The organism is Vogesella amnigena (genome assembly GCF_042648905.1).
Taxonomy (GTDB): domain Bacteria; phylum Pseudomonadota; class Gammaproteobacteria; order Burkholderiales; family Chromobacteriaceae; genus Vogesella; species Vogesella amnigena.
In genome coordinates, this window is the sequence record NZ_JBHRYH010000005.1 from 199398 (window position 1) to 225724 (window position 26327).

Here is a 26327-nt window from a genome sequence, read left to right on the forward strand (position 1 = left end):
TCCTCAAACCGTTTGCGGCAGCGGCTCCACCCGGCGCAGCTGCCAGGTCAGCCACAGGCACAGCGCCAGCAGCGCGGCGATCAGCCCGGCCACGCCCAGCCAGCCGTCCAGTCGCCACATCAGGCCGGAGCCGGAACCGATCAGTGCCGAGCCCACGTAATAAGAAGTCAGGTAGAAAGCCGAGGCCAGGCCGCGGGCATGACTGGCCCTGCGGCCAACCCAGCTGGCAGCCACCGCGTGGGCGGCGAAGAAGCCGAAGGTAAACAGCCCGACGCCAAGCACCACCAGCCACAGATTGTTGGCCAGCGTCAGCGCCAGCGCCGGCAGCATCAGCGCCACCATTTTCCACAGTACCTCGCGGCGGCCCAGGCGATCCGCCATGCGCCCGGCAATGGTGGAAGCGGCCATGCCCACCACGTACAGCAGGAAGATCAGGCCGATCAGGCTCTGGCTCAGCGAGAACGGCGCCGCCTGCAGGCGGAAGCCCAGGTAGTTGTACAGGCTGACAAAACCGCCCATCAGCATGAAACCCAGCACGAACAGCCGCGCCAGACCCGGATCGCGCCAGTGGCTGCGGCTATCGGCCAGCACGCTGGCCAGCGACACCGGCCGCGCCACGAAGCGGCGGGAATCCGGCAGCAGCTTCCAGAATGCCAGCGCGGTAAGCGTACCCATGGCCGCCAGCGCCAGCATGCCCTGCTGCAGCCCGGCGGCATCGGCCACCACCGCCGACAGATAACGGCCGCTCATGCCACCCAGCGCGTTACCGGCAATGTACAACCCTACCGCGCGCCCCAGCGAGGCCGGCTCCAGTTCCTCGGACAGATAGGACAGCGCCAGCGCCGGCAGGCCGGCCATTACCACGCCGAACAGGCCGCGCCACAGCAGCAGCCAGCCGTAGCTGTCGCTGAACGCCGCACACCACGACAGCAGCACGCCCAGGAACAGCGACACCACCATCATGCGGGTACGGCCGAAGCGCTCCGCCAGCAGGCTGGCCGGAATCAGCATCAGCGCCATTGGCAGCGTGGCTACCGACAACACACCGCTGGAGGCGGCCGGCGACAGGCCATAGTGCGCGGCCAGCATCGGCATCAGCGGCTGCACGCCGTACAGCAGGGAAAAGGTTGCAAAGCCGCCGATGGCGGCCGCCCAGGTGGCGCGCCACCAGGCAGTGGAGCCGCCGGAGTGCGGCTGGGAGGAAAGGTTGGCCGCATGGGCGGCGCAGCAGGCGGTTGCCATCATTATCACCAGAAAGACTGTGCTTACCCCGCAAGACTAGGCTCGCCATTTGGCAACGTCCAATATATATTTCCTTATCTTTTGAGACGAAAATCATATCAATGGAATTGCGCCACCTGCGCTACTTCGTTGCCGTTGCCGAGGAGCTGCACTTCACCCGCGCTGCCGAGCGGCTGCATATCGCCCAGCCGCCGCTGAGCCAGCAGATCCGCGCGCTGGAGGATGAGCTGGGCGTGCGGCTGCTGGAACGGCACCAGCGTTCGGTGCGCCTTACCGCTGCCGGCGAGCGCTTTCTGCAACGCGCCCGCGCGCTGCTGGACGACAGCCGCCAGGCCGCCGACGAGGCACGCCGTGTGGCGCGCGGCGAGCTGGGCGAGCTGCGCATCGGCTTCACCTCCTCGCTGCCGCTGATGTCGGTACTGCCGGCCACGCTGCAGCGATTCCGCCTGGCACGGCCGGATGTCACCCTGCACTTTCACGAGCAGTTCACCCGCGAGCAGTTCCAGCTGCTGCGCCAGCGCAAGCTGGATGTGGGCGTGGTGCGCTTCAACCGCGACGAGGACACGCCAGGGCTGGAAGTGCGTGAAGTGCGCCGCGACCGGCTGTGCGTGGTGCTGCCAAGCACCCACCCGTTGGCCGCACGCGACGCGCTGCGCATCGCTGACCTGCAGGCGGAACGGGTGATCGGCTACCCGGCCGGCAACGGCAACTGGCTGAATAATCGCCTGCACAGCCTGGCACGCCAGAGCGGCTTCGAATGGCAGGTACACCAGCTGGCCGGCGAGGCCACCACCCAGATCGGCCTGGTGGCTGCCGGCCTCGGCATAGCCGTGCTGCCGGCGCCGCTGCAATGCGTGCAGCTGCCGGATATCCGTTACGTACCGCTCACCGATGAAGATGCCTACATGACACTGGCGGTGGCATGGCGAAGCGGGGACAATTCGCCGCTGATCGCCGCCTTCGTCAGCAACTTGCTGGCGGTGGGACAACAGATGCCGTGAGCACACGGCCAGCGGCACAAGACAACACTGAACTGAAGGGAACATCATGCGCACCTGGCTGATGCAGGCCATTCGCAAGATCGAGGCCGATTTCAACCGCTCCAGCGACACCCACCTGATACCGCTGCCAATTCCCGCTGCACCGGACATCCAGCTGTATTTCAAGGACGAATCCACCCACCCCACCGGCAGCCTCAAGCACCGGCTGGCACGTTCGCTGTTCCTGTACGCGCTGTCCAACGGCTGGATCAGCGAAGGCACCCCGGTGATCGAAGCCTCCAGCGGCAGCACCGCGGTATCGGAAGCCTACTTCGCACGCTTGCTGGGCCTGCCCTTTATCGCGGTGATGCCGGCCAGCACCTCGCAGGAAAAGATCCGCGCCATCGAGTTCTACGGCGGCCGCTGCCACCTGGTCACCGACCCGGCCACCATCTACGACGAATCCATGCGCCTGGCGCGCGAGCTGAACGGCCACTACATGGACCAGTTCACCTACGCCGAGCGCGCCACCGACTGGCGCGGCAACAACAATATCGCCGACACCATCTTCAAGCAGATGGCGCTGGAGCCGCACCCGGAACCGACCTGGATCATCAACGGCGCCGGCACCGGCGGCACCAGCGCCACCTTTGGCCGCTACGTGCGCTACCAGCAGAAAAGCACGCAGATCTGCGTGGTGGACCCGGAAAACTCGGCGTTCTACGCCAGCTTTGAGAGCGGCAACCCGGACTGTACCTGCGAAGGCGGCTCCGGGGTGGAAGGCATCGGCCGCCCGCGGGTGGAGCCATCGTTTATCCCCAGCGTGATCGATCGCATGATCCGCGTGCCGAATGTGGCCAGCTATGCCGCGATCCACTTCCTGGAAGAAGTGCTGGGCCGCAAGTGTGGTGGCTCCACCGGCACCAACTTCTACGGCGTGTGCGTGCTGATGGAGGAGATGCTGCGTCGCGGGGAAAGCGGCAGCATCGTCACCCTGATCTGCGACGACGGCAACCGCTACCTGAACAGCTACTACGATGCCAACTGGCTGGCTGCCGGCGGTCACGACATCCAGCCGTGGCTGCAACGCTATCGCCAGTTCTTCAACCAGGGCATCTGGCAGGCCTGAGCCTGACACCGCTGCTGCCAGCGGAGCGGGCTGGCAGCGGTTTTCCCTCCTGATATACCGGGCATGACAATGCGGCGGCATTGGTCGCAACATTTCAGATGATTCCCAGTCATGACCACAACCCTGATTATGCAAAATAGCTAACCGGATTTTTCCTAATCCGGTAATCGCAATTTTGACAACTGCTCCCTGCCAAAACACTTAGCCGCTCCGTGTAGGCAAGGGCAAAGCAGCATCTCTGGAAGGGAACTCATGAAAATCGCTAGCACAATGCTGGGACTGATGCTGGCCGTACCGGTGCCGGCAGCACTGGCGTCTGACGGCACCGTCAACATCAATGGTCTGGTCGAACCCTGCACCTGCGTAATCAACGACGGCAACAAGGACATCACCCTGACCTTGCCCCCCCTGTCTGCCAGCACGCTGGCAAAGGCGGGCGCCACCGCTGGCGACACCAAGTTCACCATCAAGCTATCCGGCTGTGCCACCAACCGCGCGGTGTATTTCTTTGAAGCCGGCCCGAATATTGACTTCACCAATAACATCCTTGCCAATATCGCCGACACTGACCGCGCCAAGAATGTCGGTATCCAGTTGCTGAACGGTGCCGGCAAGCCAGTAAAGCTTGGCGCGCTGGAAAGCGGCGTGGAAGGACCGCTGCCCGGCGTGCTGTATGTCGATCTGTATGCTCGCTACTACGCCACTGGTGTGGCCACTTCCGGCCAGGTCAAAGGTTTTACCAGTTTTTCCATCCAGTACCTCTGATCCAGCGCCGCGCGCAGCATGCCAGCCAGCATACCTGGCTGGCATTATTATTGCCGGCTTGCCGTCCCCCGCCCCGCCTGCCATACCGTGTTTATATCGATGCCGGCAATTCGACCAGCACCTGGCGCCATGCTGTGGCACCATGACCAATGTCTTTGGCATGCCAGTGCCCATCCGGGCGGCTGCACGCCGTCAACACCCGTAGCTGGCACGGCTACCGTTTCAGGAACCAGGGGATGTTAATCCGCATCTTGGCCGCACTCTGTTGCTGCAGCAGCCTGCTCGCCCACGCGCAGTCAGCCTTGCTACGCATCGCCATCGATGCCAACAACCCGCCATTCATGTATGCCGACAGCAGTGGTCGCCCGGCCGGCATCTATGCCGAGCAGTTGCTGGCGCTGGCACAACACAGCGGCATTACCATCAGTATCGAAACCATGCCGTGGAAACGCGCACTGGCCTATCTGCAGCGCGGCAGCCATGGCGTGGCCGGCCTGTACAGCAACCCGGAACGGCAGAAGCATTACCTGTACAGCAAGCCGCTGCACCTGGAGGTGTTGACGGTATATGGCCGCAAACAGGATCACCGCCCCCGCTACAACCAGATCGGCGACTTCGACGGCAAGCGCGTGGGAGTGCTGGCGGGCTGGTTCTATTCCGATGCGTTCAGCCAGGCGCGCGACCACGGCCGGCTGCGGGCGGATGAGGCCAGCCGCGACGCGCAGAATGTGGAAAAGCTCAAGCTGGGTCGTATCGACTACCTGATCGGCATCCGGGAAAGCATAGAACCCATGCTGGGCGACCAGCTGGAAGCGCTGGGCGTGTTTGCCGTGAACCCCACCTACATCGCGCTGCCGCGTAGCGCGGCCAACCTGCGGCTGCTGCAGCGTATCAACCAGGCTCTGCCCACCCTGCCCCAGCCTGCCACCAGCCCCTGAGTGCCTTATGTTTTTTTAAGATTTCACAACTGGAGTTTTACGAAACAGCAGCAAGGCCGCGCCGTAGATTGACGACAGCAGGCAGCGCATACCGCGTTGCCGTTACGGAGTCAGAAACATGGCAAGTCTTGATGGCAAGCTGGCAGCCGTGGCCAGTACCCAACGCTTCAACCTCTACCAATCGGTGCACAAGGGCCTGCGCGCCATGCTGTGCGACATGCTGCTGGCACTTGGCCACTGCGACCTTTACGAGCCGGAGCAACGCCGGCGCACGCTTGCCCAGCTGCAACAGGTGCTGTCGCTGTGCCACTGCCACCTGCAACACGAGGATCTGCACCTGCACCGGGCGATGGAAGCCCGTGCTCCAGGCAGCAGCAGCCAGCGCGACAGCGAACATCACCACCATGTCGGCGAGATCATCGCGCTGCAGCGCATGGCGGATGGCGTGAACCACTTGCCGGAAAGCGAGCTGGATGCCGGCGGCCAGGCCTTGTATGCCCGCTTCAGCCTGTTTGTTGCCGATAACTTCGAGCACATGCTGCACGAGGAACAGGACAATATGGCCGTGCTGTGGGCGCACTACAGCGATGCCGAACTGGTCGAGCTGCACGATGTGCTGGTGGCCGGCATTCCCGCAGACGAAATGGCGCACTGGTTTCGCTGGATCGTGCCGCACATCGCACACAGCGAACGGGTAGCCATGTTCCATGGCATGCGCCAGGGCATGCCGGCGGAAATCTTCGCCCAGCATCTGCATGCCGCCGCCGAGCTATTGCCGGCGCAGCAGGCGCGCAAACTGCAACAGGCCCTGGCGGCGTAAGGAGGCTGGACATGCTGGCAAATCGATTCTTGCGCCTGGCCGTGCTGTACGCACTGTTCGGCATTGGCCTGGGCGTCTACATGGGTGCCACCGGGCAGTTTCTGAACCGCGGCATCCATGTGCATGCCAACCTGGTGGGCTGGGTGTCGCTGGCGCTGATGGGCATGCTCTACCGGCTGTACCCGCAGCTGGCGACACACTGGCTGGCGCGCTGGCACTTCTGGCTGCATAACAGCGGGCTGCCGCTGATGCTGCTGGGGCTGTATGGCCTGTTTCACGGCCTGTCATGGGGTGAGCCGCTGACGGGCGCCGGCTCGCTGCTGGTGGCGCTGGCTTTCCTGTGCTTTGGCCTGAATGTGTTGTGGCGGCTGGATGACAGCCATACCGCTGCCGCACAGCCGGCACTGCGCGGCCAGCATGTGGCCAGCCGCTGACGCCGCCGGGTTGGTCGCACGCTGCGGCCAACCCTGCGGCCATCAACACTCGGGCTGTGGAATCAGTGGCTGGCTGACCTGCAGCATGAAGCGGCCCCGCCCGGTCTTCAGCATCTGCACACAGGCCTGGCGCTCCACCAGCCGGCGCTGCAGCAGCACCAGCCGGGCTTCCAGGTTGTCGCTGATTTCCGGCAAGCCCAGATCGGGCATCAGGCGCAATTCGCGGTTGCTGAACTGCTGCCGCTGCTCGTCGCAGTAACAGCGCACCAGCTTCCAGAAAATGGCGCCGGCCACGCCCTTGATCAGGTAGTCATCGTTCAAGAACACACTGTGATCGGCAGCGAAGTAGCGCACCTGCACCGGGCTGCCTTCCGGTAGCGCAGTAACCGGAGCCGTGGAGACAGGGTTGGCCGCAGCCGGCTCCACCGCCGCCTGGCAGGCCATGCCACGCGCCATCCAGCCGAACTGGTTGGCCAGGGTCTGCAAGGCATCCTCGTCGTCGTAGCCGAAGCGCAGATCCTGCGGGCTTTCCACGTACAGCACGCCATACAGCTCGCTGCCGGCCAGGATCGGTACCGCCATCTGGCTGCGGCACTGCTCCAGCCCCGGCATGGGAATGGCGGTTTCCAGCGGCAGCTGCATGCCCAGCGCCACCGCGCTTTCGCGCACTGCCTTGCCATACATGTATTCGCTGGTCATGTGCGAGATGCGGATCGGCGTGCGCTCGCGCGCCGCCACGCCGATGACACCGTGGCCAAGTGGAATCTCCGAGCCGATGCCGGCCTGGGCATAGCCGCTGCTGGCCACGGTGAACAGGCACTGCCGAGCCTCGTCCAGCTTCAGCACCATGGCGTGGGCAATGCCGTACAGCTGCTGCAAGATGGCCAGCAAGGTGTCGAACAGGTCATCCAGATCGCAACTGGCATTCAGCCGGTTGCTGGCCTCACGCAGGATAGGCAGGCTGGCCGCAGGGTTGGGCGGCAGCACCGGCTTGGCGGCAGTCACGAACGCCTCTACCCGGCCGACCTCGTACACGTCCGCCCCCTGCAGGCGGAACACGCCCTCCATGCCGGTATGCGAAGCGATGCCGGCCAGCTTGGCCTTCATCTTCTCGAACAGCGGCCCACTGGTTTCGGTACGCAGATAACGCGCATGCAGCCGGTAGCTGCTGCCACTGTGCGGATCCACCACCTTCACCACCGCATGCGGATGCTGCAGGATGTTCTGCCGCGTCTTGTTGAAGAACTGGAAGGTCAGCGCGATATGGCTGGCATCGACATACTGCACCTGCGACAGGTAGGCGATATTCGGTGTGCCATCCGGCGCGCAGGTGGCGATCGGGCTGGGAATGGCGCCTTCCATGCAGTGGCGCAGCGGGGTGATGTCCACCATCAGGCAGCCCCCCGCTCCGGCAAGGCCCGACCGGCGCCCGGCCCTGGTGTCTGTTCGAACACCACCTCCGGCACAAAGCTCAGCGCCACGGTATCCGCCGGGGTGATATGCATATAGGCCTCGGCGAACAGCCGCCCATGCCCCAGCGGTATCACCCCGGCAACAAAACGCGCCACATGGCGGGCAACCACCTGCACACCATGCTCGTCCGCCAGCGACAGGCTCACCTGCCGACCCTTGATCTGCAGCGCCGATTCGGTGGCCGGCAGGCAGAATACGGCGGCAATACGATCGTGCACCAGCACGTCCTGCAACAGCTGCCCGGCCTCGCTGCGCTTGAGGTACAGCGTAATGCGGCGGCGATCCGCTGCCACGCTGCAGCCATAGGCGCGTGCGGTACTGGGCAACAGCTCGCTGCCACAACTGGCAACGTCGATAGCCACTTCCCGCTCGATGAACGCCTGTGTGGCGTCGCTGATGATGCAATCCGGTGTCATGCCCGCTTCCTGTTCGTCATCAAGCCCATACAACTTTAATAATTGTTAGCAGCTTTCCGCTAGGGGTGACGGTTTGCATCACGTATGCTCGAAGTGCCTGCGCCATCGGCTGTGCAGCACACTGGCCGGCACGACATGACGACCGTGGCCGCCGCCGCTCGCCAGGCACCAGACAAATCCCCCCTGCCCGCCCGCCGGGCCCATGGAGAAGAACATGAAATCCCTGCTGCTTGCCCTGCTGGCCGCTGTTGGCCTGTCCGCCTGTGTGGTGCAGCCGGCACGCGTGCACCTGCGGTCCCCCATCGTGCTGGAACCGGCTCGTGTGGTGGTTCCGGTGTATGACTACGATGATGATGACGATTACCATCACTACCACGGCGGCTACTTCTGCCCGCCGGGCCAGGCCAAGAAAGGCCGCTGCTGATCTGCACCAGCCCCACACCCTGAGCCCTGCACATGACAAGGCCCTTGCGCAACCCGCAAGGGCCTTGTGCTTTATCCATCCCCTTCCCGGCAACTAAGCCATGGACATGTTGAAACTCGCGGGAGTTAGCGCGCGATGCAGGCAGACATGCTAATGTGCTGCATGGCGGGTGTCGGACAGTCGGCAGACATTATCTCCATGACGGAGAGCAGACTGACTGGTCAACCTCATTATGCGAGGGCCTACAGACTGGCGATGGCCAGCTGCGCGTGCTCGGACTCGGGCAACCTTGCAAGTGATTGGAGCCGCAAAAGCGAGCTCGTTACTTCTCTTTCTGGAAATTGCTAGTAACTACGGCTCTATTGAACATAAAGGAGAATAACTATGGGTATGCGTGAGAGCGTTAAGTCACTGAGGGCATATTTTATTTTTGTTGGCGCCCTTACGGCTCTGCAAGGAATTGGCATGGCAAGGGGCTCTAACTTTAATGCAATCATTGCAATATTCTGCCTTGTTCAGTTTTCATTGGCGGCAGGCTATTTGTATGTCGGGGCAAAACTGAATAAACTACTAGCAACATCAATTAGACCAATCGCTATAGTTTTGTCGGCAGGCGTGGCTGTACTTGCACTTGTGTTTCTCGTTAGCTTGGTTGGTGGATTTGATTTTAAATACGCATTCCAGCTTGCCCTTGGTGCTGTAATTGCCGGGTATCTTTATAGAAATGCTAAAAGGCTTCACCTGGAAGAGACAAGTAGAGTGACTACCTAGGTGATTTCATCGCATAACAGGTTGTTCCAGCCAACAAGCAGCCAGATTCGTTGTCCGCTGGTTGCTGAACTTCATCGCTTAAGGTCCGCTTTCGCAAGTCACGGCCAGCAGCTTTGAGTCGGCTGTTGTCGTGAACTGGTTGGCAGCAATCGGCCAGTTGCAGCCTTCTGACAGTGAAGCAGTAGCACTAAAATCTACAACTGATTATCTATCTTGACGGTTGTTTGATAGAAGCACTTGATATGCTATCTTTTTATTTAATTAATTTATCTCCAAAACATGGCAGCCCTATCTGAACTTCATCTTGTCAAAGAACATCTTTTACAGTTTTTTTCCGGGCACGACTGGGCTGAGTTTCAGTTTTCAGATGGACCTCTGATTAAGATTGCACCGTGGCTTAAGATTCTACGATTCGCACCAGGCCCACAATCCAGTCTCTGGACCTATGTCACGCTCGGAGCATGCACCCTCCGAGAGGAGGAGAACGGAATTGAATTCTCTGTTTTTGTTCAGGATGAGTCGCCACGGTTTATAGAATTACTCACAATGACTGCCTACTACCACCGGAACAATCTTCTCGGCATTGGTCACACGGTCCCACTTGGGGAGTCATGGGTCGATGGATCTATGTGCAACTGCTCGCTAATTTCGCTGCCGTATCCGCTTGGGGCAGAATTTGAAATCTGCAACACAAGGACAAATCACATTCACATCCTTTGGGTCCTACCTATAACGGAAAAGGAGCGTGATTTCAAAATAAAGCATGGCCTTGAGGAAATGGAGTCAAAATTCGAAAGTGTGGCACTAGAGTATTGGAACTTCAAACGGGCTTCTGTCGTGTAAAAATCAATCTTTCATTTGAAGCGAATAGCCTCAATCTGCGCTACCTGTATGACTTTCGATTTTTTGTCTACCAAGTACCGCCTTGGGGTCGCTAGCCGCCAGCCCAAAACCTGCCACCACCGCCCACTGCACCCAATGCTGTAGCCTGCTTACGCCGATCGCACAATGGCAAACAGCCTCCCGATCTGGAGGCTGTTTGCTTACTGCCAGGGAATAACGTGCTGCTGGCTCAGCCGCAGGCGCCCACGTGGCCGCAGGCGGTGCAGAATTCGCAGCCGTCCTTCTTGATCAGCGCGCGGTTGCCGCATTCCGGGCAGGCCTTGCCGGCCATCGGCGCCGGCGCCACGCTCACCACCGCGCTTTCGAACAGGTCGCCCTGCTCCGGCACCATCACCCCCATTTCCTCCACCGGCACACCTTCCTCGCTGAGAATGCCCAGCATGGCGTAGCGGTGGATCACCAGCCGCGCCAGGTACGCCTCGGTGGACGGCCAGCTCTGCGACTTGTCGCTGCCCGGCGTGCGGGCAAAGAAGTCGGCCTGCGGCTCGGCATAGCTCAGCAGCTTGCGCAGCTTCATGCCGATCCACGCCGGGTCGATCACCCGCATGTCCAGGCTGAGCATCTTGCACAACCCGTCCAGCTCGCGCGGGTAGTGGCCGGCCAGCCACAGCGAGTACGGTCGGCGCTGGCCGTTGGGCAGCACCAGCTCCTTCACGAACAGCACGAAATCGTCGCCGGTCTGCGGGTTGTTCACGTCCACCGACCAGCTGATGGTGCCGTCGGTGCCGGATTTCGGCTCCTTGCGCGCGAACAGCGCATCCATCACCGGGGTGGCGTCGCCGTCGGCCTGGCTCAGCGCGCCCAACTGCTCGACGCGGTATTTCACCACCCGGCCCAGCGCGGCGGCGGCGGCGCTGCTGCCCACCGGGCCATCTCCCAGCTCGGCACGGTAATGGCGATCGCCACGAGTGGCAGCCAACGCATCCAGCTTGGCGCCCAGCCAGGCGCGGTCGCGGCAGCGCATGTCCATCGACAGCGTCTTGGCAATCGCCCCCAGGCCGCGCGGCACGTCGCCGTTGACCCAGCATTCGAACGGCAGCGGCGCTTCGCCCGGCTGCTGGCCTTCGATATGGCCGACCATCACCGCGAAGTCGCCCTCCTCGCCTTCCACCATGAAGGTCCACGACGGGTTGCCATGCTTGAGCTTGGGGCGATGCGGCCACTTCAGGCTGGCCAGCGCCGGGCTGGGCGCGGTGTTCAGCGTGATACGGCGGTCCGGGTCGTTCTGATTGCCCAGGTCCTGCGGCAGCTGCTGGCTGCCAGTGCTGCCAGACGCAGGGTTGGCCGCAGGCGTCGGCTCAATCGACAGCACCGAACCCAGCACGCTGTTGGGGCGATAGGTGGTGATGCCCTTCAGCCCGGCGCGCCAGGCTTCCAGGTACAGGCTTTCGAAATCGGCAAACGGGTAATCGCCCGGCACGTTCACGGTCTTGGAGATGGCGGTATCCACGTACGGCGCCACCGCCGCCACCATGCGCATGTGGTCCAGCGCGCTCATCTGCAGCGCGCTGACGAAGTACTCCGGCAGCGCATTGGTATCGCCGCCTTGCATGCGGTACACGCGGTAGGCGTGGTCTTCTACCAGGTATTCCTGCTGCGTGCCGTCTGCCATGCGCTTCTTGCGGGTGTAGTACCAGCTGAACGGCGGCTCGATGCCGTTGGAAGCGTTGTCGGCAAACGCCAGCGAGATGGTGCCGGTAGGCGCAATGGACAGCAGGTGCGAGTTGCGGATGCCGTGCTTCTTGATGCGTGCCTTGATCTTGTCCGGCAGGCGGCTGGCGCAGTGCGGCGCTGCCAGGTATTTTTCGGCGTCGAACAGCGGGAAGGCGCCCTTCTCGATGGCCAGGTCCACCGAGGCGTCGTAGGCGGCGTCGCGCATGTGCTCGGAGATGCTTGCGGCCAACCTGCGGCCTTCTTCGCTGTCGTAGCGCACCTTGAGCATGATCAGCGCATCGCCCAGGCCGGTGAAGCCCAGGCCGACGCGGCGCTTGTTCTGCGCCTCGCGCAGCTGTTCCTGCAGCGGCCACACCGTGAGGTCCAGCACGTTATCCAGCATGCGAATCGAGGTGCGCACCACCTTCTCGAACGCCTTGTAGTCGAAGCTCGGCGCCTCACCGAACGGCTGGCGCACGAATTTGCACAGATTGATCGAGCCCAGGTCGCAGCAGCCATAGTCCGGCAGCGGCTGTTCGCCGCATGGGTTGGTGGACTCGATCACCTCGCAGTAGGACAGGTTGTTGTCGGCGTTGATCTTGCTCATGAACAGCACGCCTGGCTCGGCGTGGTCATAGGTGGAGTGCATGATCTGCTGCCATAGCTCGCGGGCGCGCACCTTGCGGTACACCCACAGCCCGTCGGCGCGCTGGTAGCTGCCGGGGAAGGCGTCGGACGCCGGCGCCACGGCGTGGGTAAGCTCCCAGTCGCCGTCGGCATCCACCGCCTGCATGAAGGCGTCGGACACGCCTACCGAGATATTGAAGTTGGCCAGGTCGCCCTGGTCCTTGGCGTGGATGAAGGCTTCGATGTCCGGGTGGCTAACGTCGAGTACGCCCATCTGCGCACCGCGGCGCGCGCCGGCGGATTCCACTGTCTCGCAACTGCGATCGAACACACGCATATACGATACCGGGCCGGAAGCGCGGCTGTTGGTGCCCTTCACCCGCGCGCCCTTGGGGCGGATGCGGCTGAAGTTGTAGCCCACGCCGCCACCGCGGCGCATGGTCTCGGCCGACTGCAGCAATGCTTCGTAAATACCGACCTTGCCGTTCTCGGACTCGGACACCGCATCGCCCACCGGCTGCACGAAGCAGTTGATCAGCGTGGCCTTGAGGTCGGTACCGGCAGCGGAGTTGATGCGACCACCGGGAATGAAGCCACCGTCCAGCGCCTCGTAGAACAGCGGGGCGAAACGTTGCGGGTCTTGTTCCAGCGCCGCCAGTGCTTGCGCCACGCGCTGGCGCACTTCGCTTACCGACTGTTCGCCGTTTTTGGCGTATTTTTCCAGCAATACTTCGCGTGAAATATCCTGTTCCGCAAACACGGCGCTATTGTCCCGGTTCATGCCACCTCCGCTATATGTGGTGTCAGAAAAATAGAAATATAACTAGATATAGCGGGCAATAACATTGATAGCCATCAAAGCTGTACCGCCGGACAGTCCGGTGCGGCAGCCTTGCAACAGCGCTAGCGCATCCGGGGATGCCGCCGTCTCGCCACTTCCCGGATGCGCCTTCGGCTTATCCGGGCTACGGGCGGCGTCTGACAGCCACGTGAACAACTGGACAGCTTGCGGCCAACCCGCTGCAGCGGCCTTGCAACACCACCACCGTAGCCCGGATAAGCGCAGCGCATCCGGGGATGCCACAGCCGCATCGCTACCGGATGCGTTGGTGGCTTATCCGGAGATACCACGCATTCATCGCCCCCGGATGCGCCTTCGGCTTATCCGGGCTACGGGTATGGCATTACTTCAGTTTCAGCAGCAGCGGTACCCCGTCCTTGTCGGCCTTCACCTTGTCCGGCTCCAGCACGCTGATGCGCGACTCCAGCTCCGGCCGGGCTTGCAGCAGCAGCTTGCGGGCCGCTTCGCCGCGCGCCTTGGCCAGTGCCGCCAGTGCCGCCTGATCCACTTTCTGTGCGGCCAACAGCTCCTGACGCATGGCCTGTGCGCGCTCGGCGGTGTCCTTCTCGCTGGCCACGCGCTTGAGCCAGGCAAAGCGGCCGATCTGCGCGGCGTAGACATCGCCCACCGCCTTGCGGATCGCCGGGTCGCCCATGTCCGGCAGTGGCAGCGGCTCGTCGGCCTGCAGCTGGTAGGCGGCGCGCTTGAGGATGTCGCTGTCCACGCGATAGCGCGCCAGCTCACGGCTGTCCTGCTCGGCGTCGTAACCGCCGCCGATGGCCAGCGCCAGCTTGGGCCGCTTCAGCATCAAATCGGCCAGCTTGCCCAGCTTCTCGCGCTCCGGCGGCGGTATGCGGTCGTCACCGGCATCGGCATAGATCTCGTCGAAACCTTCGCCACCGAACAGCGCGCGGAACGGCGCGGTCACCACTTTCACCAGAATGTTGCGGATCGCCTGCCACACCAGGTGGCCGTAGGAGAAGTCCGGCTGATCCAGGCTGCCGGCCACCGGCAGCGACAGGTCAATACGGCCATCGCTGTCTTCCAGCAGCGCCACGGCAAGGCGTAGCGGCAGGCGGGTGCCGTCATAATCCGCCACCTCGTTGCCCAGCTGGATGTGGTCGATCACCACCCGGTTGTCGCCGTTGAGCTGGCGATCCTTCAGCAGGTAGCGCAGCTCGGTGGTGAGCCGGCCATCGGTGATCTGCCAGCCGGCAAAGGTCATCGAGTAGGGGTTGAGGCTGCCCAGCGGGATGTTGCGGAAGTTCAGCGTCATGTCCAGGTCGCGCGTTACCTCGAACGGCGACAGCGCGCCACGGATGCGCACGTCGCCGAACTGGTCGACACGGCCATCCAGCGTTACCGTGCCACGCCGGCCCGGCTTGCTGGACAGCCCCAGCACGGTACCGGACAGCGAATGGATGCGGGTGCCGAAACTGGGCTGCAGGCCCAGATCGGCGAAATCCATGCGCGCATTGCGCACGCGGATGGCCCGCACATCCACCACCGGCACCGCGCTGGCGGCAGCCGGTTTGGCGGCCACCGGTTTGGCAGCAGCCGGCGCAGGCTTCATCAGATGGGCAAAATTGGGCACCCGTTTTTCGTCCAGGATAAAGCGCAGCTGCGGCGCCACCAGCCGCACGTCGGCAATCGCCACCCGCTCCGGCTGCGCCTTGATGCCGCTGATGGCCAGCTGCTGCCAGCCCAGCAGCGGCTCGCGCCGACCCGGCTCGAACAGCGCCAGCTTGTCCAGCTGTGCCTTGCCGTCCGCCTGCCAGCGGCCAGCGGCCAGGCGAAAACCGATATCGCCGGACACCAGCCCGGAGCCGAAACGCAGCACGGTGCTGTCCAGCGCATACGGCGCCACGCCCTGCAGCGGCAGGCTGCTGGCCTGCAGCTGGCCCTGGATGTCCTGCAAGTTGGCCGCAAGCGTAGCGTCCAGCTGCAGCTTGCCCTGGCCGATATTGCCGCCCAGCTGCAGCGCCCACCCCTGCTGCACATCGCCACTGGCCTTGGCGGCCAGCTCGCTCAGCTGCAGCGCCACCGGCGTGGCGGTGGTGGCATCCTGCCAGCGCACATCGCCGCCAGCCAGGGTGATGGCCGGATAGCGCAGTTGCCAGCCAGGGTTACCGGCCGGCTGGGCAGTATTTGCCGCCGGGCTGGCTGTAGCGTTCCCGCTCTGGCGCAGTGCCTCGACCACGTCCAGCCGGCCCGCCTTGTCGCGGTTGGCGGCGAGCTGCAGCCCCTGCAGGCTGATGTCGCCCGGCGTGATACGACGTGCCGCCAGATCCAGCTCGCTGCTGGCCAGCTGCAGGCCGGCCAGGCGGGCAAACGCCGGCTGTTCGCCACTGGCCAGCGCCAGCTGCGACAGTGCCAGCGTGGCGCCATTCACTTTCAGCGCGCCCTTGGCGTCCATATTGATGCCAGCCTGCAGGCTGTCCAGTTTCAAGCTGGCTTGCAGCGGCGCAGCAAAGCCCTGGTGTATCGCCTTGAGTTGCCAGTTTTCCAGGCGCAGCTGCGGCACGCTGATCTGCCAGCCTGGCTCGGCCTTGGCGACCGGTTTGGCCGCAACAGCGGGCGCAGGCTGCGCCGCTGATGGCGACAGCGCGGCCAACCAGTCCGGCTGCTGGCTGGCATCCAGCACGGTGGCAAACTCGCCGCCAGCCAGCGTGACCTTGCCCAGTTTCAGCTGCTTGCCGATCAGCGAGAAATCGCCATGGCTCACGCTCAGGCTGGCGAGCTTGAACGGGCTGCCAGTACGCGGCGCCGCCAGCGCCAGGCCATCCAGCCGCGCGCTGAAACCGCGTGACCAGACACTGGCCGATACGCCGGCCAGGTCAAAGTGGTACGGCAGTTTCAGCGCCAGCTTGCCCTGCGGGGCCTCCAGTTTCAGGTAGGGGCGCACATACGGCCACAGACCCCGCAGTGTCAGACCATCCACCTGCAGCACGCCATCGGACTGCAGCGGCTGCAGCAACAGACTGCCCTGCCAGGCGAGGCGGGTGCCGTCGTCCAACTCCGCCGCCAGCTGGTAGCGACCATAGTTGTCCGGCAGCGTGGACAGGTTCTGCAGGCGGAAATCCATCGGCAGCAGCTGGCGTTGCACATCGCCAGCCAGCGCGTCGACCATGTGCACCTGGCCCTTGTTGAGCGCCAGTTGGCGGATCAGCAGCTTGGCCGGGTCTGCCGGCGGCTCCGGCTGCGGTTCGGACTGCGACTGCGCGTTGATGTCCTGCACCAGCCGCGCCCAGTTCCACAGCCCCTGGCGGTTACGCACCGCCCACAGCCGCGGCACATCCAGCGAGATATCGGCAAACTGGATGCGGCCGATCAAGAGCGGCAGCGCCTCGGCATCCACATTCAGCCGCGCGGCGCTGAACATGCTGCTGCCGTCCCGGTCGCGCAGCGCCACATCGTGCACGGTAAGGCGCAGCGCCCACGGCGCGAACTCCACCTTGCCCAGCGTGAGCTTGCGGCCAAGCTTCTGCGCCCAGTTGCCGGCAGCGTAATCCACCGCCTTGGGCACACCGGCCCACAGGCCGCCCATCAGCAGCGCCACGGCGGTTGCCGCCCAGGCCAGGCGACGCGGCCAGGGGCTGCGTGTTACGGGAGCTTGGGGCGCCTCGGTATCATTCATGATTAAACAGTTCCGAAAATGTCGGCGTGGTGTGGGTTTTCCTCCACAACCCCCGCCATGGAAAGCAAGCAGAAGTTGCCGCCGGGCGGCGGCTACTTTTAGCATGACGTTCGCGCCGATGATGATTTTAAACACCAGCAGCTGGCGCGAAAATTTCACCCTTCATTTTATATCCATAAAGGACACGCATTTTGATTGATCTGTCCGGGCTCGGCTTCCAGCGCCAGCCCCTGCCCCGCCACCCCAGCGACCAGCGCCTGTGCGCCACGCTGGCTTTTCTCACCCTGGCGCAGCGCCGCAAGACGCTGCTGAACCACGAACGCCGCTGCACCAGCTCCGGCGCCCATACCTGATTCCGAGACCGCTACATGAACCACAATGCCCAAGCAATCCAGCAATGGCTGGACGACCATCACATCACCGAAGTGGAATGCCTGATTCCGGACATGACCGGACTGGCCCGCGGCAAGATCGTTCCGCGCCACAAGTACAACCCCGCCGAAGGCCTGCGCCTGCCGGAAGCCGTGCTCAGCATGACCGTGACCGGCGATTACCCGGAGCAGGACTTTACCGCGGTATCCGACCCGGACATGCGCCTGATCCCGGATGCCAGCACCATCCGCCCGGTACCATGGGCAAAAGAACCCACCGCCCAGATCATTCACGACTGCGTCAATTTCGATGGCAGCGATGCCGACCTGGCGCCACGCAATGTGCTCAAGCGCATCCTCAAGCTGTACGAGCAGCAAGGCCTGTCCGCCATCGTGGCCCCGGAAATGGAGTTCTACCTGGTAGAGGTACAACCCGACGAAGACATCCCGCTGCGCCCGCCGGTTGGCCGCACCCGCCGCACCGAGGCCGGGATGCAGAGTTTCAGTATCGACGCAGTCAACGAATACGACGACGTATTCGACGTGATGTACGACTGGTGCGAGGCGCAGGGCCTGGCGCTGGATACGCTGATCCACGAGATGGGCACCGCGCAGATGGAGATCAACCTGGACCACGGCGACCCGCTGGCGCTGGCCGACCAGGTGTTCCTGTTCAAGCGCACTGTGCGCGAGGTGGCGATCCGCAACAATATGTACGCCACCTTCATGGCCAAGCCGATGCAGGGCCAGCCGGGCAGCGCCATGCACATCCACCAGAGCGTGGTGGATGCCGACGGCCGCAATATCTTCAGCCAGGCCGACGGCAGCCCGTCCGATGCCTTCCTGCACTTCATTGGCGGCCTGCAGACCTACCTGCCGGCGGCCATGCCGTTCTTTGCGCCATATGTGAACAGCTACCGCCGCCTCAGCCGCTTCACCTCGGCGCCGATCAACCTCAGCTGGGGCTACGACAACCGCACCTGCGGCCTGCGCGTACCGCATTCCGGCCCCGAGGCACGCCGGGTGGAAAACCGCCTGGCCGGGGTGGACGTGAACCCCTACCTGGCAATGGCCGCCAGCCTGGCCTGCGGCTACCTGGGCATGCAGCAGCGCATTGCACCGTCCGAACCGCTCTCCGGCAGCGCCTACGAGCAGCCGCACCAGCTGCCGCGCCACCTGGATGACGCCATCGATACCCTGCTCAAGTGCCAACCACTGGCGGAGATCTTCGGCGAGCACTTCATCCAGACCTATGGCGCCATCAAGGAAGCCGAGTACCGCGAGTACTTCGACGTGATCAGCCCGTGGGAGCGCCGCTTCCTGCTGCTGCACGTGTAAGGTCTGTCGCGGCATCATGCGGCCAACCCGTCACGCGGGTTGGCCGCATGTTTTTGTGCGCCACCTTTTGGCGTGGCCCTGGCTGCGCTATGCTGCGCAGCCATTCAAGGAGACCGACATGCCGCAGCTGCGCTGGGACATTTTCTGCACCGTCATCGACAACTTCGGCGACATCGGCGTGACCTGGCGCCTGGCGCGCCAGCTGGCAGCCGAACACGACGCCGCCGTGACACTATGGGTGGACGACCTGGCCAGCTTCGCCCGCATTGCCCCGGCATTGGATGTGGCACAACCCGACCAGCCGCTGGGCAACATCCGCGTGCGCTACTGGGGCAAACCGTTCACGGCGGATTTCGCCGTGGCCGACGTGGTGATCGAGGCGTTTGCCTGCGAGCTGCCCGAGGCCTACCAGCAGGTGATGGCGGCGAGAGAGAAAAAACCGGTATGGCTGAACCTGGAATATCTGTCGGCGGAAGACTGGGTGGCCGGTTGCCACCGCATGGCCTCGCCGCACCCGCGGCTGCCGCTGAGCAAATATTTCTTCTTTCCCGGCTTTGACGAAAATAGCGGCGGCCTGCTGTGCGAAAGCGGCCTGCTGGCAGCGCGCGATGCCTGGCAGGCGGATCGCACCGCACTGGACGCCTACTGGCAGGCGCGCGGCGTGCCGCCCTGCCCGGCTGGCGGCATGCGCATCAGCCTGTTCGCCTATGACACCCCGGCGGCGGCGCAGTGGGCGGCAACGTTGGCCGCCGGCGCGCAGCCGGTGCAACTGCTGGTCCCGCAGGGCCGCGTGCTGCCGGACGTGCTGGCCGGCATCGGCATCACACAGCCGGCACAGCCCGGCGACAGTTTCCGCCACGGCGCGCTGCAAGTCTGCGTGTTGCCAATGACCGATCAGGACGGCTACGACCGCCTGCTGTGGAGTTGCGACCTGAATATCGTGCGCGGCGAGGACAGCTTCGTGCGTGCGCAGTGGGCCGGCCGGCCGTTCATCTGGCACATCTACCGCCAGGATGAGGACGCGCACCTGGAAAAACTGGATGCCTTCCTGCAGCGTTATCTGGAGGAACTGCCAGCCGATACCGCCGCCGCCATTCGCGACTTTCACCACGGCTGGAACCGCGACGCACTGGCACCGGATGCCTGGCCGCGCCTGCTGGCGGCCCTGCCGGCATGGCAAGCGCATGCCAGGGCCTGGCCGCAGGCGCTGCTGGCCCACGGTGAGCTGGCGACGAATCTGGTGCAATTTGCCAAAAAGCAGCTACAATAGCGGGTTTTCTGGAAACCCGTTTCCATTCTGATTCAAGACTTTAGGACTTTAAACGCATGAAAACCGCTCAGGAACTCCGCGCTGGTAACGTATTCATGGTTGGCAGCGACCCGATGGTGGTGCAGAAAGCCGAATTCTCCAAATCCGGCCGCAACTCCTCTGTTGTAAAAATGAAGATGAAGAACCTGCTGACCGGTTCGGCTTCCGAAGCCGTATACAAGGCCGACGACAAGTTCGACGTTGTGGTACTGGAAAAGCGCGAGTGCACCTACTCCTACTTCGCCGACCCGATGTACGTGTTCATGGACAACGAGTTCAACCAGTACGAAGTTGAAGCCGAGAACATGGAAGAAGTCGTGCCGTTCATCATCGACGGCATGGAAGACAAGTGCGAAGTGACCTTCTACAACGGCAAGGCCATTTCCGTTGAGCTGCCGACCACCGTGGTACGCGAAGTGGAATACACCGAGCCGGCCGTACGTGGCGACACCTCCGGCAAGGTACTGAAGCCGGCACGCATCAAGGGCACCACCCTGGAAATCCCGGTACCGGCCTTCGTTGAAATCGGCAACCTGATCGAAATCGACACCCGCACCAACGAATTCAAGAAGCGCGCCTGATCTTCGCATCCAGCGCTTCAGCAAAACCGGCAGCCCTGTGCTGCCGGTTTTTTTTTGCACCCCACCATGTCGTGAAGATTCTTTTTTTGTAGGGTGGGCAAAGCGTAGCGTGCCCACCACCACTACCTTGCCGGTGGGCACGGCCCAAGGCCTTTGCCCACCCTACGCATGTAACGCACCCACGATGTCGTGAAATCCCTTTTTTTCCACCGCAGCCACCGCCCAAAACCCGCGCCCCTCTGGCACTGCTGTGCGGGGCTGGCGTGCGGCCAACCTTGCCAGCCACGCCGATTATCGATACCATGCGCCCCATCCTGAGGGAGTAGCCGACCCGCGAGAAAGCGGGGGTCTGCGTCAACACACTTGGCGGTTCCGCCATGGCGCAGACGACAATACTGTCTGGCAAGACTCATGATTCGTTGTGAGCGGCGGGGGCCGCATCACGGCGGGTCATGTGTCGTCTGCGGCCCCCCTCGGAGTTCTCATGCAAGCCTTTCTGCTTTCCACCGGCATCGTTTCCCTGGCCGAAATCGGCGACAAAACCCAACTACTGGCCCTGCTGCTGGCTACCCGCTTCAAGAAACCGGTACCCATCATTCTTGGTATCTTCGTTGCCACCGTGCTGAACCACTTCGGCGCCGCATGGCTGGGGCAATTTGCCAGCGGTTTCATCAATATGCAGGTACTCAAGTGGCTGCTGGCCGCGTCCTTCATCGGCATGGCGCTGTGGATGCTGATTCCGGACAAGCTGGATGACGATACCCGCCTGCTGGACAAGCTGGGCGTGTTCGGCGCTACCTGTGTGGCCTTCTTCCTGGCCGAGATGGGCGACAAGACCCAGATCGCCACCGTGGCGCTGTCCGCGCGCTATCACGATACCGTTGCCGTGGTGCTGGGCACCACGCTGGGCATGATGATCGCCAACGTACCGGCCGTGCTGCTGGGCGAAGTGGCCGCCCGCAAGCTGCCTACCGAGCTAGTACACCGCGTGGCGGCCGGCCTGTTCGTGGTGGTTGGCGTGCTGACACTGCTGGCGTGACACCACCCGGCGCATGACATGACAAAGGCCCCATACGGGGCCTTTGTCGTCTGGGGTGGCGAAGCTACTTGCCTTCCGCCATCATCACCATCGGGTCGAAGCCGACGCGGATCGCGCCCCAGTGGCGGCTGTTCAGGTAGATCGGCAGCGCAATCTCGGACAGCACCTCGCCGGTATCGCGGGTATAGGTCTGCAGCATGAACGGCTGCTGGCTGCGTGCCGACTTGATGCCGGTAGGATCGTTGAACAGGCGCTTGTCACGGCTGTTCACCAGATCGGTGGCCAGGTCGCCGCTAGGCGGCTTGGAATAGAAGCTGTTATGCGTCGGCGCATAGCCGTTGTTGTCCACCATCAGGCAGAAACGGCCGCCACGCACCTGCTGTACCACCCGGTCGTATACCTGCTGCAGGGCCTGCTCCAGTTTCATGTCGTACTGGGTGTGATATTTCTGCGGCTTGCTGCCGGCAATCGGCTGGTAGCGCTGATCGAACACATCGCAGCCATCCTTGCTGGCGGCCAGCAGAATACCCACCAGTTGCTCGCGCGCCTGCTTGGCGGTGGCAATGGTCTCGTCCAGCACCCCTTCGCCCAGGATGAAGCGCGCCACCAGCTCCTGCACTTCCTCCGCCGCCCGCGACAGCTCCACCGACACCTCCTCGGAATGCTTCAGACTCTGCGCCACGTTCTGGCTCAGGGTATGAATCTCGGACACGTTGACGGTGATCTGCTGATTGGTACTGGCAAAGTCGTTCATGGTGCCGGCGATCTGCGTCATGCTCTGCGCGGTGGCTTCGAAATCGCCCATCATGCGGCCGAAGTGGTGCGAGGAGCGGTCCACCACCTCGCGCGCCTGGCTGGTATCGGCGGTGATGATGCTGGTCTCGTCCTTGGTATCCTTCACCAGCCCCAGCATGCCGTCGATATTGCCGGAGATTTCGTCGGTGGCCACCTTCACCCGTTCGGCCAGCTTGCGCACTTCGTCGGCCACCACCGCAAAGCCGCGGCCGGCCTCGCCGGCGCGCGCCGCCTCGATGGCGGCGTTCAGCGCCAGCAGATTGGTCTGCTCGGACACTTCCTTGATCAGGTCGACAATGGTCTTGATGCTGGCAGAGCGGCTGGACAGCTCGTCCACCGTGACATTGAACTGCCCTACCCGCTCGCTGACACGGCCGATCTTGCCGGCCGCATCCTGCAGCTCGGCATAGGACGCACGGGCGATTTCCAGGTTGCCCAGCGTGGTCTGCGAGATTTGCTGGGTGTCGGTGGAAACCTGGATCACCCCCTGACTGGAGCGATCGCTGGCGTCGCTGACCTGGCTGGCAAGCTGGGCCTGCTGGGTGGCGCTTTCCACCGATTCGTGGATGGTCTTGCGAGTGCGCGCGGAATCCATGGCAATGCGCATGGTCATGGTGCGCACATTGCTGATGATCTCGCGCATCTTCTGCAGGAATTCGTTATACGACAGCGACAGATCGCGAATTTCGTCATGGGTGATAGTGGGAATCTCGCGCGACAGGTCGCCTTCGCCGGCGCCGATTTCGCGGAAGATGCTGATGATCATGTTCAGTGGCCGCACGATCAGGTAGCGCAGGTACCACACCATGAAGGCGGTGAACAGCAGCGACACGCCCCAGATGATGAACGACCACAGAATGGTCTGATCCAGCAGCGAGTGGATCTGCGCCATGCTGCTGGCGGTGAGATTCTGGCTGCCCACCAAGGCGCGGATGTCATCCAGCGCCAGGTAGATGTAGGCGATCAGCACCAGCTGGAACAGGCTGATAAAGAAAAAGGCGCACAGTTTCTTGGTCAGAGAATTCCAGAATGTCTTCTCTATCAGGTCGTAACTCTTCCAGAACCAGTCCATGCACGTCTTCTCCTGTAGGTGGTTTTTCTGCCTTATAGCTTGCAGTTGTTAACTATCATCGTATCGTCGATGTTATCTATAAATTCCGACCCTGACTATTCAACCTTGGTTGATAGTGGTCAAGCTTCCTGCGTTCTGCGCCACACCATCCACTGCTCGCCATCGCCGAATACCGGCAGGCTGCTGGCCGGCTTGCACTGGCGTTCCAGCACGAAATACGGCGCCAGCAGTGCCTGCAATGTTGCCTGCTCTATGGTGTAGGGTGGCCCACCGCGCTTGTCCCCCAGATAAAAATAGCCTGCCAGTACCCCACCTGCCGGCAGGATCGCCGCCATGCGGCTGGCGTACTGCGCGCGCATGGCCGGCGGCAAGGCGCACAGGAAGGCGCGCTCGTATACCCAGTGCCAGGGGCCGTCGGTAGCGGCAGAAAAGAAATCGGCCTGTTCGATATGCCCGGCCAGCTGCGGCTGCAGCTCGCGGGCGCGCGCCACGGCCGGCGCGCTGAAATCCACCGCCAGCACCTGGCAGCCGTGCTGCACCAGTGCGGCCAACTCGTAGGCCGAACCGCAGCCCGGCAGCAGCACGCGGCGAGCGCCAGCCTGCAGCAAGCGCGCCGCTTCTTCGGCAAAGCCGGCCGGCAGCCCGGCGCTGTCCCAGGGCATGCTGTGCTGTTGGTAACGTTGATCCCAGAAGGCGGCTGATCCGCTGTTGACTGTCATGTTGCCTGCGACTCATTGTCAGTACCGATGGCCTGAACATAGCAGCGCGGTAATGGTGCAGCAATGCGAATGTCAACCGAAAGTCAAACGGCTGCCGCCTGCAGAAAGTCGCGCAGGGCCTGCGGCCAGGCCGGATCGGACACCAGCAGCCGGCAGTGCGCGCTGCCCAGCTGCAATGTCACCCAGCGCCCGCTGGCATCCTGTTGCGGCAATGCCAGCTGCAGCAGGCGGCCATCGGCCAGCTGCAGTGTGGCCTGTTCGTCGACTTGCGGCGTATCGATGCGCAAATGCCCGCCGGCCACGCGGGCCAGCGCCTGCCACACGCGGCGCCGCGGCAGCGCCGCCCACACCCGCGCCTTGTGCGCGGCATCCAGCTCGTACCAGAAGCTGATTTCCTCAAAGGTGCGCGCACAGCCCTGGCAAACGTCATCGCCGATGGCGGTGGAGCATACGCCGATGCATGGAGTGTCCGCGCTGTGCTGCATGGGAAGCCTGCAAAAAATAAAGGAAGCGCCGCAGTGTAATGCCTGTTGCCTGGATGGCAAGCCCTACCAGCGGCCGGACGCGCCACCACCGCCAAAACCACCGCCGCCACCGCCAAAACCCCCGCCACCGCCGCCGCGACCGCCGCCACCAAAACCGCCACGCCCGCCGCCGAAACCACCGCCACCACGGCCGGGGCGCAGCAGCAGGGTAATCACGAACACCAGCGCGCCGGCCAGCAGCGACTGCCACACCCAGCCCAGCTGGTACCACAGCATGGCGCCGGCCGCCGCGCCACTGCCGGCCGCGCCCAGCCAGCGCCCCAGCATCTGCCGCAAGGCACCGCCGAGGATGGTGGCGAACACCAGCACGAAGGGCAGGAAGGTCCAGGCCTCTTCCTCGTCGCCAGCCTCGGCGTTGGCCGCAGGCGGTGGCAGCGGTTCACCGTTGATCACCGCGATGATGCGTGTCACCCCGGCATCCACCGCGCCGTAGAAATCGCCTTGCTTCAGCAGCGGCACCATGATCTCGCTGATGATGCGTTTGCTGGTGGCATCGTTCAGCGCGCCTTCCAGCCCGTAGCCCACCTCGATGCGCAAGGCACGGTCATCCTTGGCGATCAGCAGCAGCGCGCCATCGTCCACTTTCTTGCGCCCCAGCTGCCACTGCTCCACCACGCGCAACGAATACTGCTCGATGGCTTCGCCGCCGGTGGTGGGTACGATCAATACCGCCAACTGGCTGCCCTTGGCCTGCTCCAGCGCCACCAGTTTCTGTTCCAGCGCGGCTTGCTGTTGCGGGCTCAGCGTGGCGGTGAGGTCGGTAACGCGGGCCTGCAGCGCCGGCACCGCCAGCTGTGCCAGTGCCAGGCAGCTGGCAAGTAGCAGCCACAGCGCCAGCAGGCCGTGTCGCAGTGCGCGGCTCATTGCGCTGCGGACGCGGAGAAGTCGACGCGCGGCGGTGTGGCCAGCGCCTTTTCGTTATCCACGGTGAAATTGGGCTTTACCGTGTGACCGAACATCATCGCGGTGAGGTTGGATGGAAAGCTGCGCACCGTCACGTTGTACTCCTGCACTGCCTGGATATAGCGGTTGCGCGCCACGGTGATGCGGTTCTCGGTGCCCTCCAGCTGCGCCTGCAGGTCACGGAAACCGGCATCGGCCTTCAGTTGCGGATAGTTTTCGGATACCACCATCAGCCGCGACAGCGCACTGCCCAGCTGTGCCTGCGCACCCTGGAACTGCGCCAGCGCCTGCGGGTTGGCCGCAAGTTCGGGGGTGACCTGCAGGCTGCCGACCCGGGCGCGCGCGGCGGTAACCTGCTGCAGCACCGTCTGCTCGTGGCTGGCATAGCCTTTCACCGTGTTCACCAGGTTGGGTACCAGATCGGCGCGGCGCTGGTACTGGTTGAGCACCTCGGACCAGCTTGCCTTGATCTGTTCGTCACCGGCTTGCAGGCTGTTGTAGCCGCAACCGGACAGGCTGCCGACCAACAGCAGGGAAAGTAGCAATTTGCGCATGGGGAATCCTTGGGGGAAAAACTGCCTTGCGGCCAACCATCCCACTAT

General features: G+C 63.3%; 24 protein-coding genes and 1 riboswitch. Of the genes, 14 read left to right on the forward strand and 10 right to left on the reverse strand.

The annotated features are described in order from the left end of the window. Positions 1–3: 3 nt before the first annotated feature. Positions 4–1245, reverse strand: a complete 1242-nt coding sequence (locus tag ACFOKJ_RS02765) for an MFS transporter (RefSeq protein WP_390276467.1) — start codon at positions 1243–1245, stop codon at positions 4–6. A gap of 98 nt (positions 1246–1343) precedes the next feature. Between ACFOKJ_RS02765 and ACFOKJ_RS02770 the strand changes: the two genes are divergently transcribed. From ACFOKJ_RS02770 to ACFOKJ_RS02795, 6 genes are all read left to right on the forward strand, one after another. Next, a complete protein-coding gene (locus ACFOKJ_RS02770; RefSeq protein WP_390276469.1) occupies positions 1344–2243 on the forward strand; it encodes a LysR substrate-binding domain-containing protein in 900 nt (299 codons plus the stop codon). A gap of 46 nt (positions 2244–2289) precedes the next feature. Then, entirely contained in the window at positions 2290–3351 is a 1062-nt protein-coding gene (locus ACFOKJ_RS02775) for a PLP-dependent cysteine synthase family protein (RefSeq protein WP_390276471.1), read from the forward strand. A gap of 252 nt (positions 3352–3603) precedes the next feature. Continuing rightward, positions 3604–4116 carry a fimbrial protein gene (locus tag ACFOKJ_RS02780; protein ID WP_390276472.1) on the forward strand — a complete coding sequence of 171 codons (513 nt, stop codon included), beginning with the start codon at positions 3604–3606 and terminating at the stop codon, positions 4114–4116. A 236-nt stretch (positions 4117–4352) separates the two neighbouring features. Further along, positions 4353–5054 carry a substrate-binding periplasmic protein gene (locus tag ACFOKJ_RS02785; RefSeq protein ID WP_390276473.1) on the forward strand — a complete coding sequence of 234 codons (702 nt, stop codon included), beginning with the start codon at positions 4353–4355 and terminating at the stop codon, positions 5052–5054. 118 nt (positions 5055–5172) lie between these two features. Further along, positions 5173–5874 (forward strand): hypothetical protein, encoded by a 702-nt coding sequence (locus tag ACFOKJ_RS02790; RefSeq protein WP_390276474.1) that lies wholly within the window; start codon positions 5173–5175, stop codon positions 5872–5874. 11 nt (positions 5875–5885) lie between these two features. Then, entirely contained in the window at positions 5886–6308 is a 423-nt protein-coding gene (locus ACFOKJ_RS02795) for a cytochrome-c oxidase (protein ID WP_390276475.1), read from the forward strand. A gap of 42 nt (positions 6309–6350) precedes the next feature. Here the strand turns inward: ACFOKJ_RS02795 and ACFOKJ_RS02800 are convergent, their stop codons facing one another. Both ACFOKJ_RS02800 and ACFOKJ_RS02805 read right to left on the reverse strand, forming a co-directional pair. Further along, entirely contained in the window at positions 6351–7700 is a 1350-nt protein-coding gene (locus ACFOKJ_RS02800) for a GAF domain-containing protein (protein ID WP_390276476.1), read from the reverse strand. Next, positions 7700–8197, reverse strand: a complete 498-nt coding sequence (locus ACFOKJ_RS02805) for a hypothetical protein (RefSeq protein ID WP_390276477.1) — start codon at positions 8195–8197, stop codon at positions 7700–7702. Before ACFOKJ_RS02805 ends, ACFOKJ_RS02800 begins: the two co-directional genes overlap by 1 nt. Before the next feature lie 214 nt (positions 8198–8411). Between ACFOKJ_RS02805 and ACFOKJ_RS02810 the strand changes: the two genes are divergently transcribed. The 3 genes from ACFOKJ_RS02810 (at position 8412) to ACFOKJ_RS02820 (ending at position 10235) form a co-directional block, all read left to right on the forward strand. Next, positions 8412–8621, forward strand: coding sequence for a vir-repressed protein (locus tag ACFOKJ_RS02810; RefSeq protein WP_390276478.1), 210 nt, complete (start codon positions 8412–8414; stop codon positions 8619–8621). A 384-nt stretch (positions 8622–9005) separates the two neighbouring features. Continuing rightward, complete coding sequence (locus tag ACFOKJ_RS02815) at positions 9006–9392, forward strand: hypothetical protein (protein ID WP_390276479.1); 387 nt, start codon at positions 9006–9008, stop codon at positions 9390–9392. A gap of 279 nt (positions 9393–9671) precedes the next feature. Next, complete coding sequence (locus tag ACFOKJ_RS02820; protein WP_390276480.1) at positions 9672–10235, forward strand: suppressor of fused domain protein; 564 nt, start codon at positions 9672–9674, stop codon at positions 10233–10235. A 229-nt stretch (positions 10236–10464) separates the two neighbouring features. Here ACFOKJ_RS02820 and ACFOKJ_RS02825 read toward each other — a convergent pair whose 3' ends face one another. Both ACFOKJ_RS02825 and ACFOKJ_RS02830 read right to left on the reverse strand, forming a co-directional pair. Then, positions 10465–13356, reverse strand: coding sequence for an adenosylcobalamin-dependent ribonucleoside-diphosphate reductase (locus tag ACFOKJ_RS02825; RefSeq protein ID WP_390276481.1), 2892 nt, complete (start codon positions 13354–13356; stop codon positions 10465–10467). A 403-nt stretch (positions 13357–13759) separates the two neighbouring features. Further along, entirely contained in the window at positions 13760–17053 is a 3294-nt protein-coding gene (locus tag ACFOKJ_RS02830; RefSeq protein WP_390276482.1) for a DUF748 domain-containing protein, read from the reverse strand. A gap of 191 nt (positions 17054–17244) precedes the next feature. Here ACFOKJ_RS02830 and ACFOKJ_RS02835 point away from each other — a divergent pair, with 191 nt between their 5' ends. The 5 genes from ACFOKJ_RS02835 to ACFOKJ_RS02855 all read left to right on the forward strand — a co-directional run bounded on the left by ACFOKJ_RS02835 (position 17245) and on the right by ACFOKJ_RS02855 (position 21691). Beyond that, a complete protein-coding gene (locus tag ACFOKJ_RS02835; protein WP_390276484.1) occupies positions 17245–17406 on the forward strand; it encodes a hypothetical protein in 162 nt (53 codons plus the stop codon). Positions 17407–17421: 15 nt separating this feature from the next. After that, positions 17422–18762, forward strand: a complete 1341-nt coding sequence (locus tag ACFOKJ_RS02840) for a glutamine synthetase family protein (protein WP_390276486.1) — start codon at positions 17422–17424, stop codon at positions 18760–18762. Between the two features lie 118 nt (positions 18763–18880). Further along, positions 18881–20032: an elongation factor P maturation arginine rhamnosyltransferase EarP gene (earP, locus tag ACFOKJ_RS02845; RefSeq protein ID WP_390276488.1), complete on the forward strand. Its 1152-nt coding sequence runs from the start codon at positions 18881–18883 to the stop codon at positions 20030–20032. 56 nt (positions 20033–20088) lie between these two features. Continuing rightward, complete coding sequence (gene efp, locus ACFOKJ_RS02850) at positions 20089–20652, forward strand: elongation factor P (protein ID WP_390276489.1); 564 nt, start codon at positions 20089–20091, stop codon at positions 20650–20652. Positions 20653–20965: 313 nt separating this feature from the next. After that, positions 20966–21136: riboswitch (yybP-ykoY riboswitch) on the forward strand. Continuing rightward, positions 21137–21691, forward strand: a complete 555-nt coding sequence (locus ACFOKJ_RS02855; RefSeq protein WP_390276490.1) for a TMEM165/GDT1 family protein — start codon at positions 21137–21139, stop codon at positions 21689–21691. A gap of 64 nt (positions 21692–21755) precedes the next feature. On the opposite strand, the gene ACFOKJ_RS02860 is transcribed toward ACFOKJ_RS02855, so the two are convergent. The 5 genes from ACFOKJ_RS02860 to ACFOKJ_RS02880 form a co-directional block, all read right to left on the reverse strand. Continuing rightward, positions 21756–23558 carry a methyl-accepting chemotaxis protein gene (locus ACFOKJ_RS02860; RefSeq protein WP_390276492.1) on the reverse strand — a complete coding sequence of 601 codons (1803 nt, stop codon included), beginning with the start codon at positions 23556–23558 and terminating at the stop codon, positions 21756–21758. Positions 23559–23677: 119 nt separating this feature from the next. Further along, a complete protein-coding gene (locus ACFOKJ_RS02865) occupies positions 23678–24277 on the reverse strand; it encodes a methyltransferase domain-containing protein (protein ID WP_390276493.1) in 600 nt (199 codons plus the stop codon). Positions 24278–24360: 83 nt separating this feature from the next. After that, positions 24361–24762, reverse strand: a complete 402-nt coding sequence (locus ACFOKJ_RS02870; protein WP_390276494.1) for a DUF1289 domain-containing protein — start codon at positions 24760–24762, stop codon at positions 24361–24363. A gap of 63 nt (positions 24763–24825) precedes the next feature. After that, a complete protein-coding gene (locus ACFOKJ_RS02875) occupies positions 24826–25686 on the reverse strand; it encodes a TPM domain-containing protein (protein WP_390276495.1) in 861 nt (286 codons plus the stop codon). Continuing rightward, positions 25683–26279, reverse strand: a complete 597-nt coding sequence (locus ACFOKJ_RS02880; protein ID WP_390276497.1) for a LemA family protein — start codon at positions 26277–26279, stop codon at positions 25683–25685. The genes ACFOKJ_RS02875 and ACFOKJ_RS02880 overlap by 4 nt, the downstream gene beginning before the upstream one ends. Between the last annotated feature and the right edge of the window lie 48 nt (positions 26280–26327).

Coding starts and splice junctions, on each gene's coding strand:
- ACFOKJ_RS02765 (WP_390276467.1), bottom strand. CDS start 1,245: ATGATGGCAACCGCCTGCTGCGCCGCCCATGCGGCCAACCTTTCCTCC.
- ACFOKJ_RS02770 (WP_390276469.1), top strand. CDS start 1,344: ATGGAATTGCGCCACCTGCGCTACTTCGTTGCCGTTGCCGAGGAGCTG.
- ACFOKJ_RS02775 (WP_390276471.1), top strand. CDS start 2,290: ATGCGCACCTGGCTGATGCAGGCCATTCGCAAGATCGAGGCCGATTTC.
- ACFOKJ_RS02780 (WP_390276472.1), top strand. CDS start 3,604: ATGAAAATCGCTAGCACAATGCTGGGACTGATGCTGGCCGTACCGGTG.
- ACFOKJ_RS02785 (WP_390276473.1), top strand. CDS start 4,353: ATGTTAATCCGCATCTTGGCCGCACTCTGTTGCTGCAGCAGCCTGCTC.
- ACFOKJ_RS02790 (WP_390276474.1), top strand. CDS start 5,173: ATGGCAAGTCTTGATGGCAAGCTGGCAGCCGTGGCCAGTACCCAACGC.
- ACFOKJ_RS02795 (WP_390276475.1), top strand. CDS start 5,886: ATGCTGGCAAATCGATTCTTGCGCCTGGCCGTGCTGTACGCACTGTTC.
- ACFOKJ_RS02800 (WP_390276476.1), bottom strand. CDS start 7,700: ATGGTGGACATCACCCCGCTGCGCCACTGCATGGAAGGCGCCATTCCC.
- ACFOKJ_RS02805 (WP_390276477.1), bottom strand. CDS start 8,197: ATGACACCGGATTGCATCATCAGCGACGCCACACAGGCGTTCATCGAG.
- ACFOKJ_RS02810 (WP_390276478.1), top strand. CDS start 8,412: ATGAAATCCCTGCTGCTTGCCCTGCTGGCCGCTGTTGGCCTGTCCGCC.
- ACFOKJ_RS02815 (WP_390276479.1), top strand. CDS start 9,006: ATGGGTATGCGTGAGAGCGTTAAGTCACTGAGGGCATATTTTATTTTT.
- ACFOKJ_RS02820 (WP_390276480.1), top strand. CDS start 9,672: ATGGCAGCCCTATCTGAACTTCATCTTGTCAAAGAACATCTTTTACAG.
- ACFOKJ_RS02825 (WP_390276481.1), bottom strand. CDS start 13,356: ATGAACCGGGACAATAGCGCCGTGTTTGCGGAACAGGATATTTCACGC.
- ACFOKJ_RS02830 (WP_390276482.1), bottom strand. CDS start 17,053: ATGAATGATACCGAGGCGCCCCAAGCTCCCGTAACACGCAGCCCCTGG.
- ACFOKJ_RS02840 (WP_390276486.1), top strand. CDS start 17,422: ATGAACCACAATGCCCAAGCAATCCAGCAATGGCTGGACGACCATCAC.
- earP (WP_390276488.1), top strand. CDS start 18,881: ATGCCGCAGCTGCGCTGGGACATTTTCTGCACCGTCATCGACAACTTC.
- efp (WP_390276489.1), top strand. CDS start 20,089: ATGAAAACCGCTCAGGAACTCCGCGCTGGTAACGTATTCATGGTTGGC.
- ACFOKJ_RS02855 (WP_390276490.1), top strand. CDS start 21,137: ATGCAAGCCTTTCTGCTTTCCACCGGCATCGTTTCCCTGGCCGAAATC.
- ACFOKJ_RS02860 (WP_390276492.1), bottom strand. CDS start 23,558: ATGGACTGGTTCTGGAAGAGTTACGACCTGATAGAGAAGACATTCTGG.
- ACFOKJ_RS02865 (WP_390276493.1), bottom strand. CDS start 24,277: ATGACAGTCAACAGCGGATCAGCCGCCTTCTGGGATCAACGTTACCAA.
- ACFOKJ_RS02870 (WP_390276494.1), bottom strand. CDS start 24,762: ATGCAGCACAGCGCGGACACTCCATGCATCGGCGTATGCTCCACCGCC.
- ACFOKJ_RS02875 (WP_390276495.1), bottom strand. CDS start 25,686: ATGAGCCGCGCACTGCGACACGGCCTGCTGGCGCTGTGGCTGCTACTT.
- ACFOKJ_RS02880 (WP_390276497.1), bottom strand. CDS start 26,279: ATGCGCAAATTGCTACTTTCCCTGCTGTTGGTCGGCAGCCTGTCCGGT.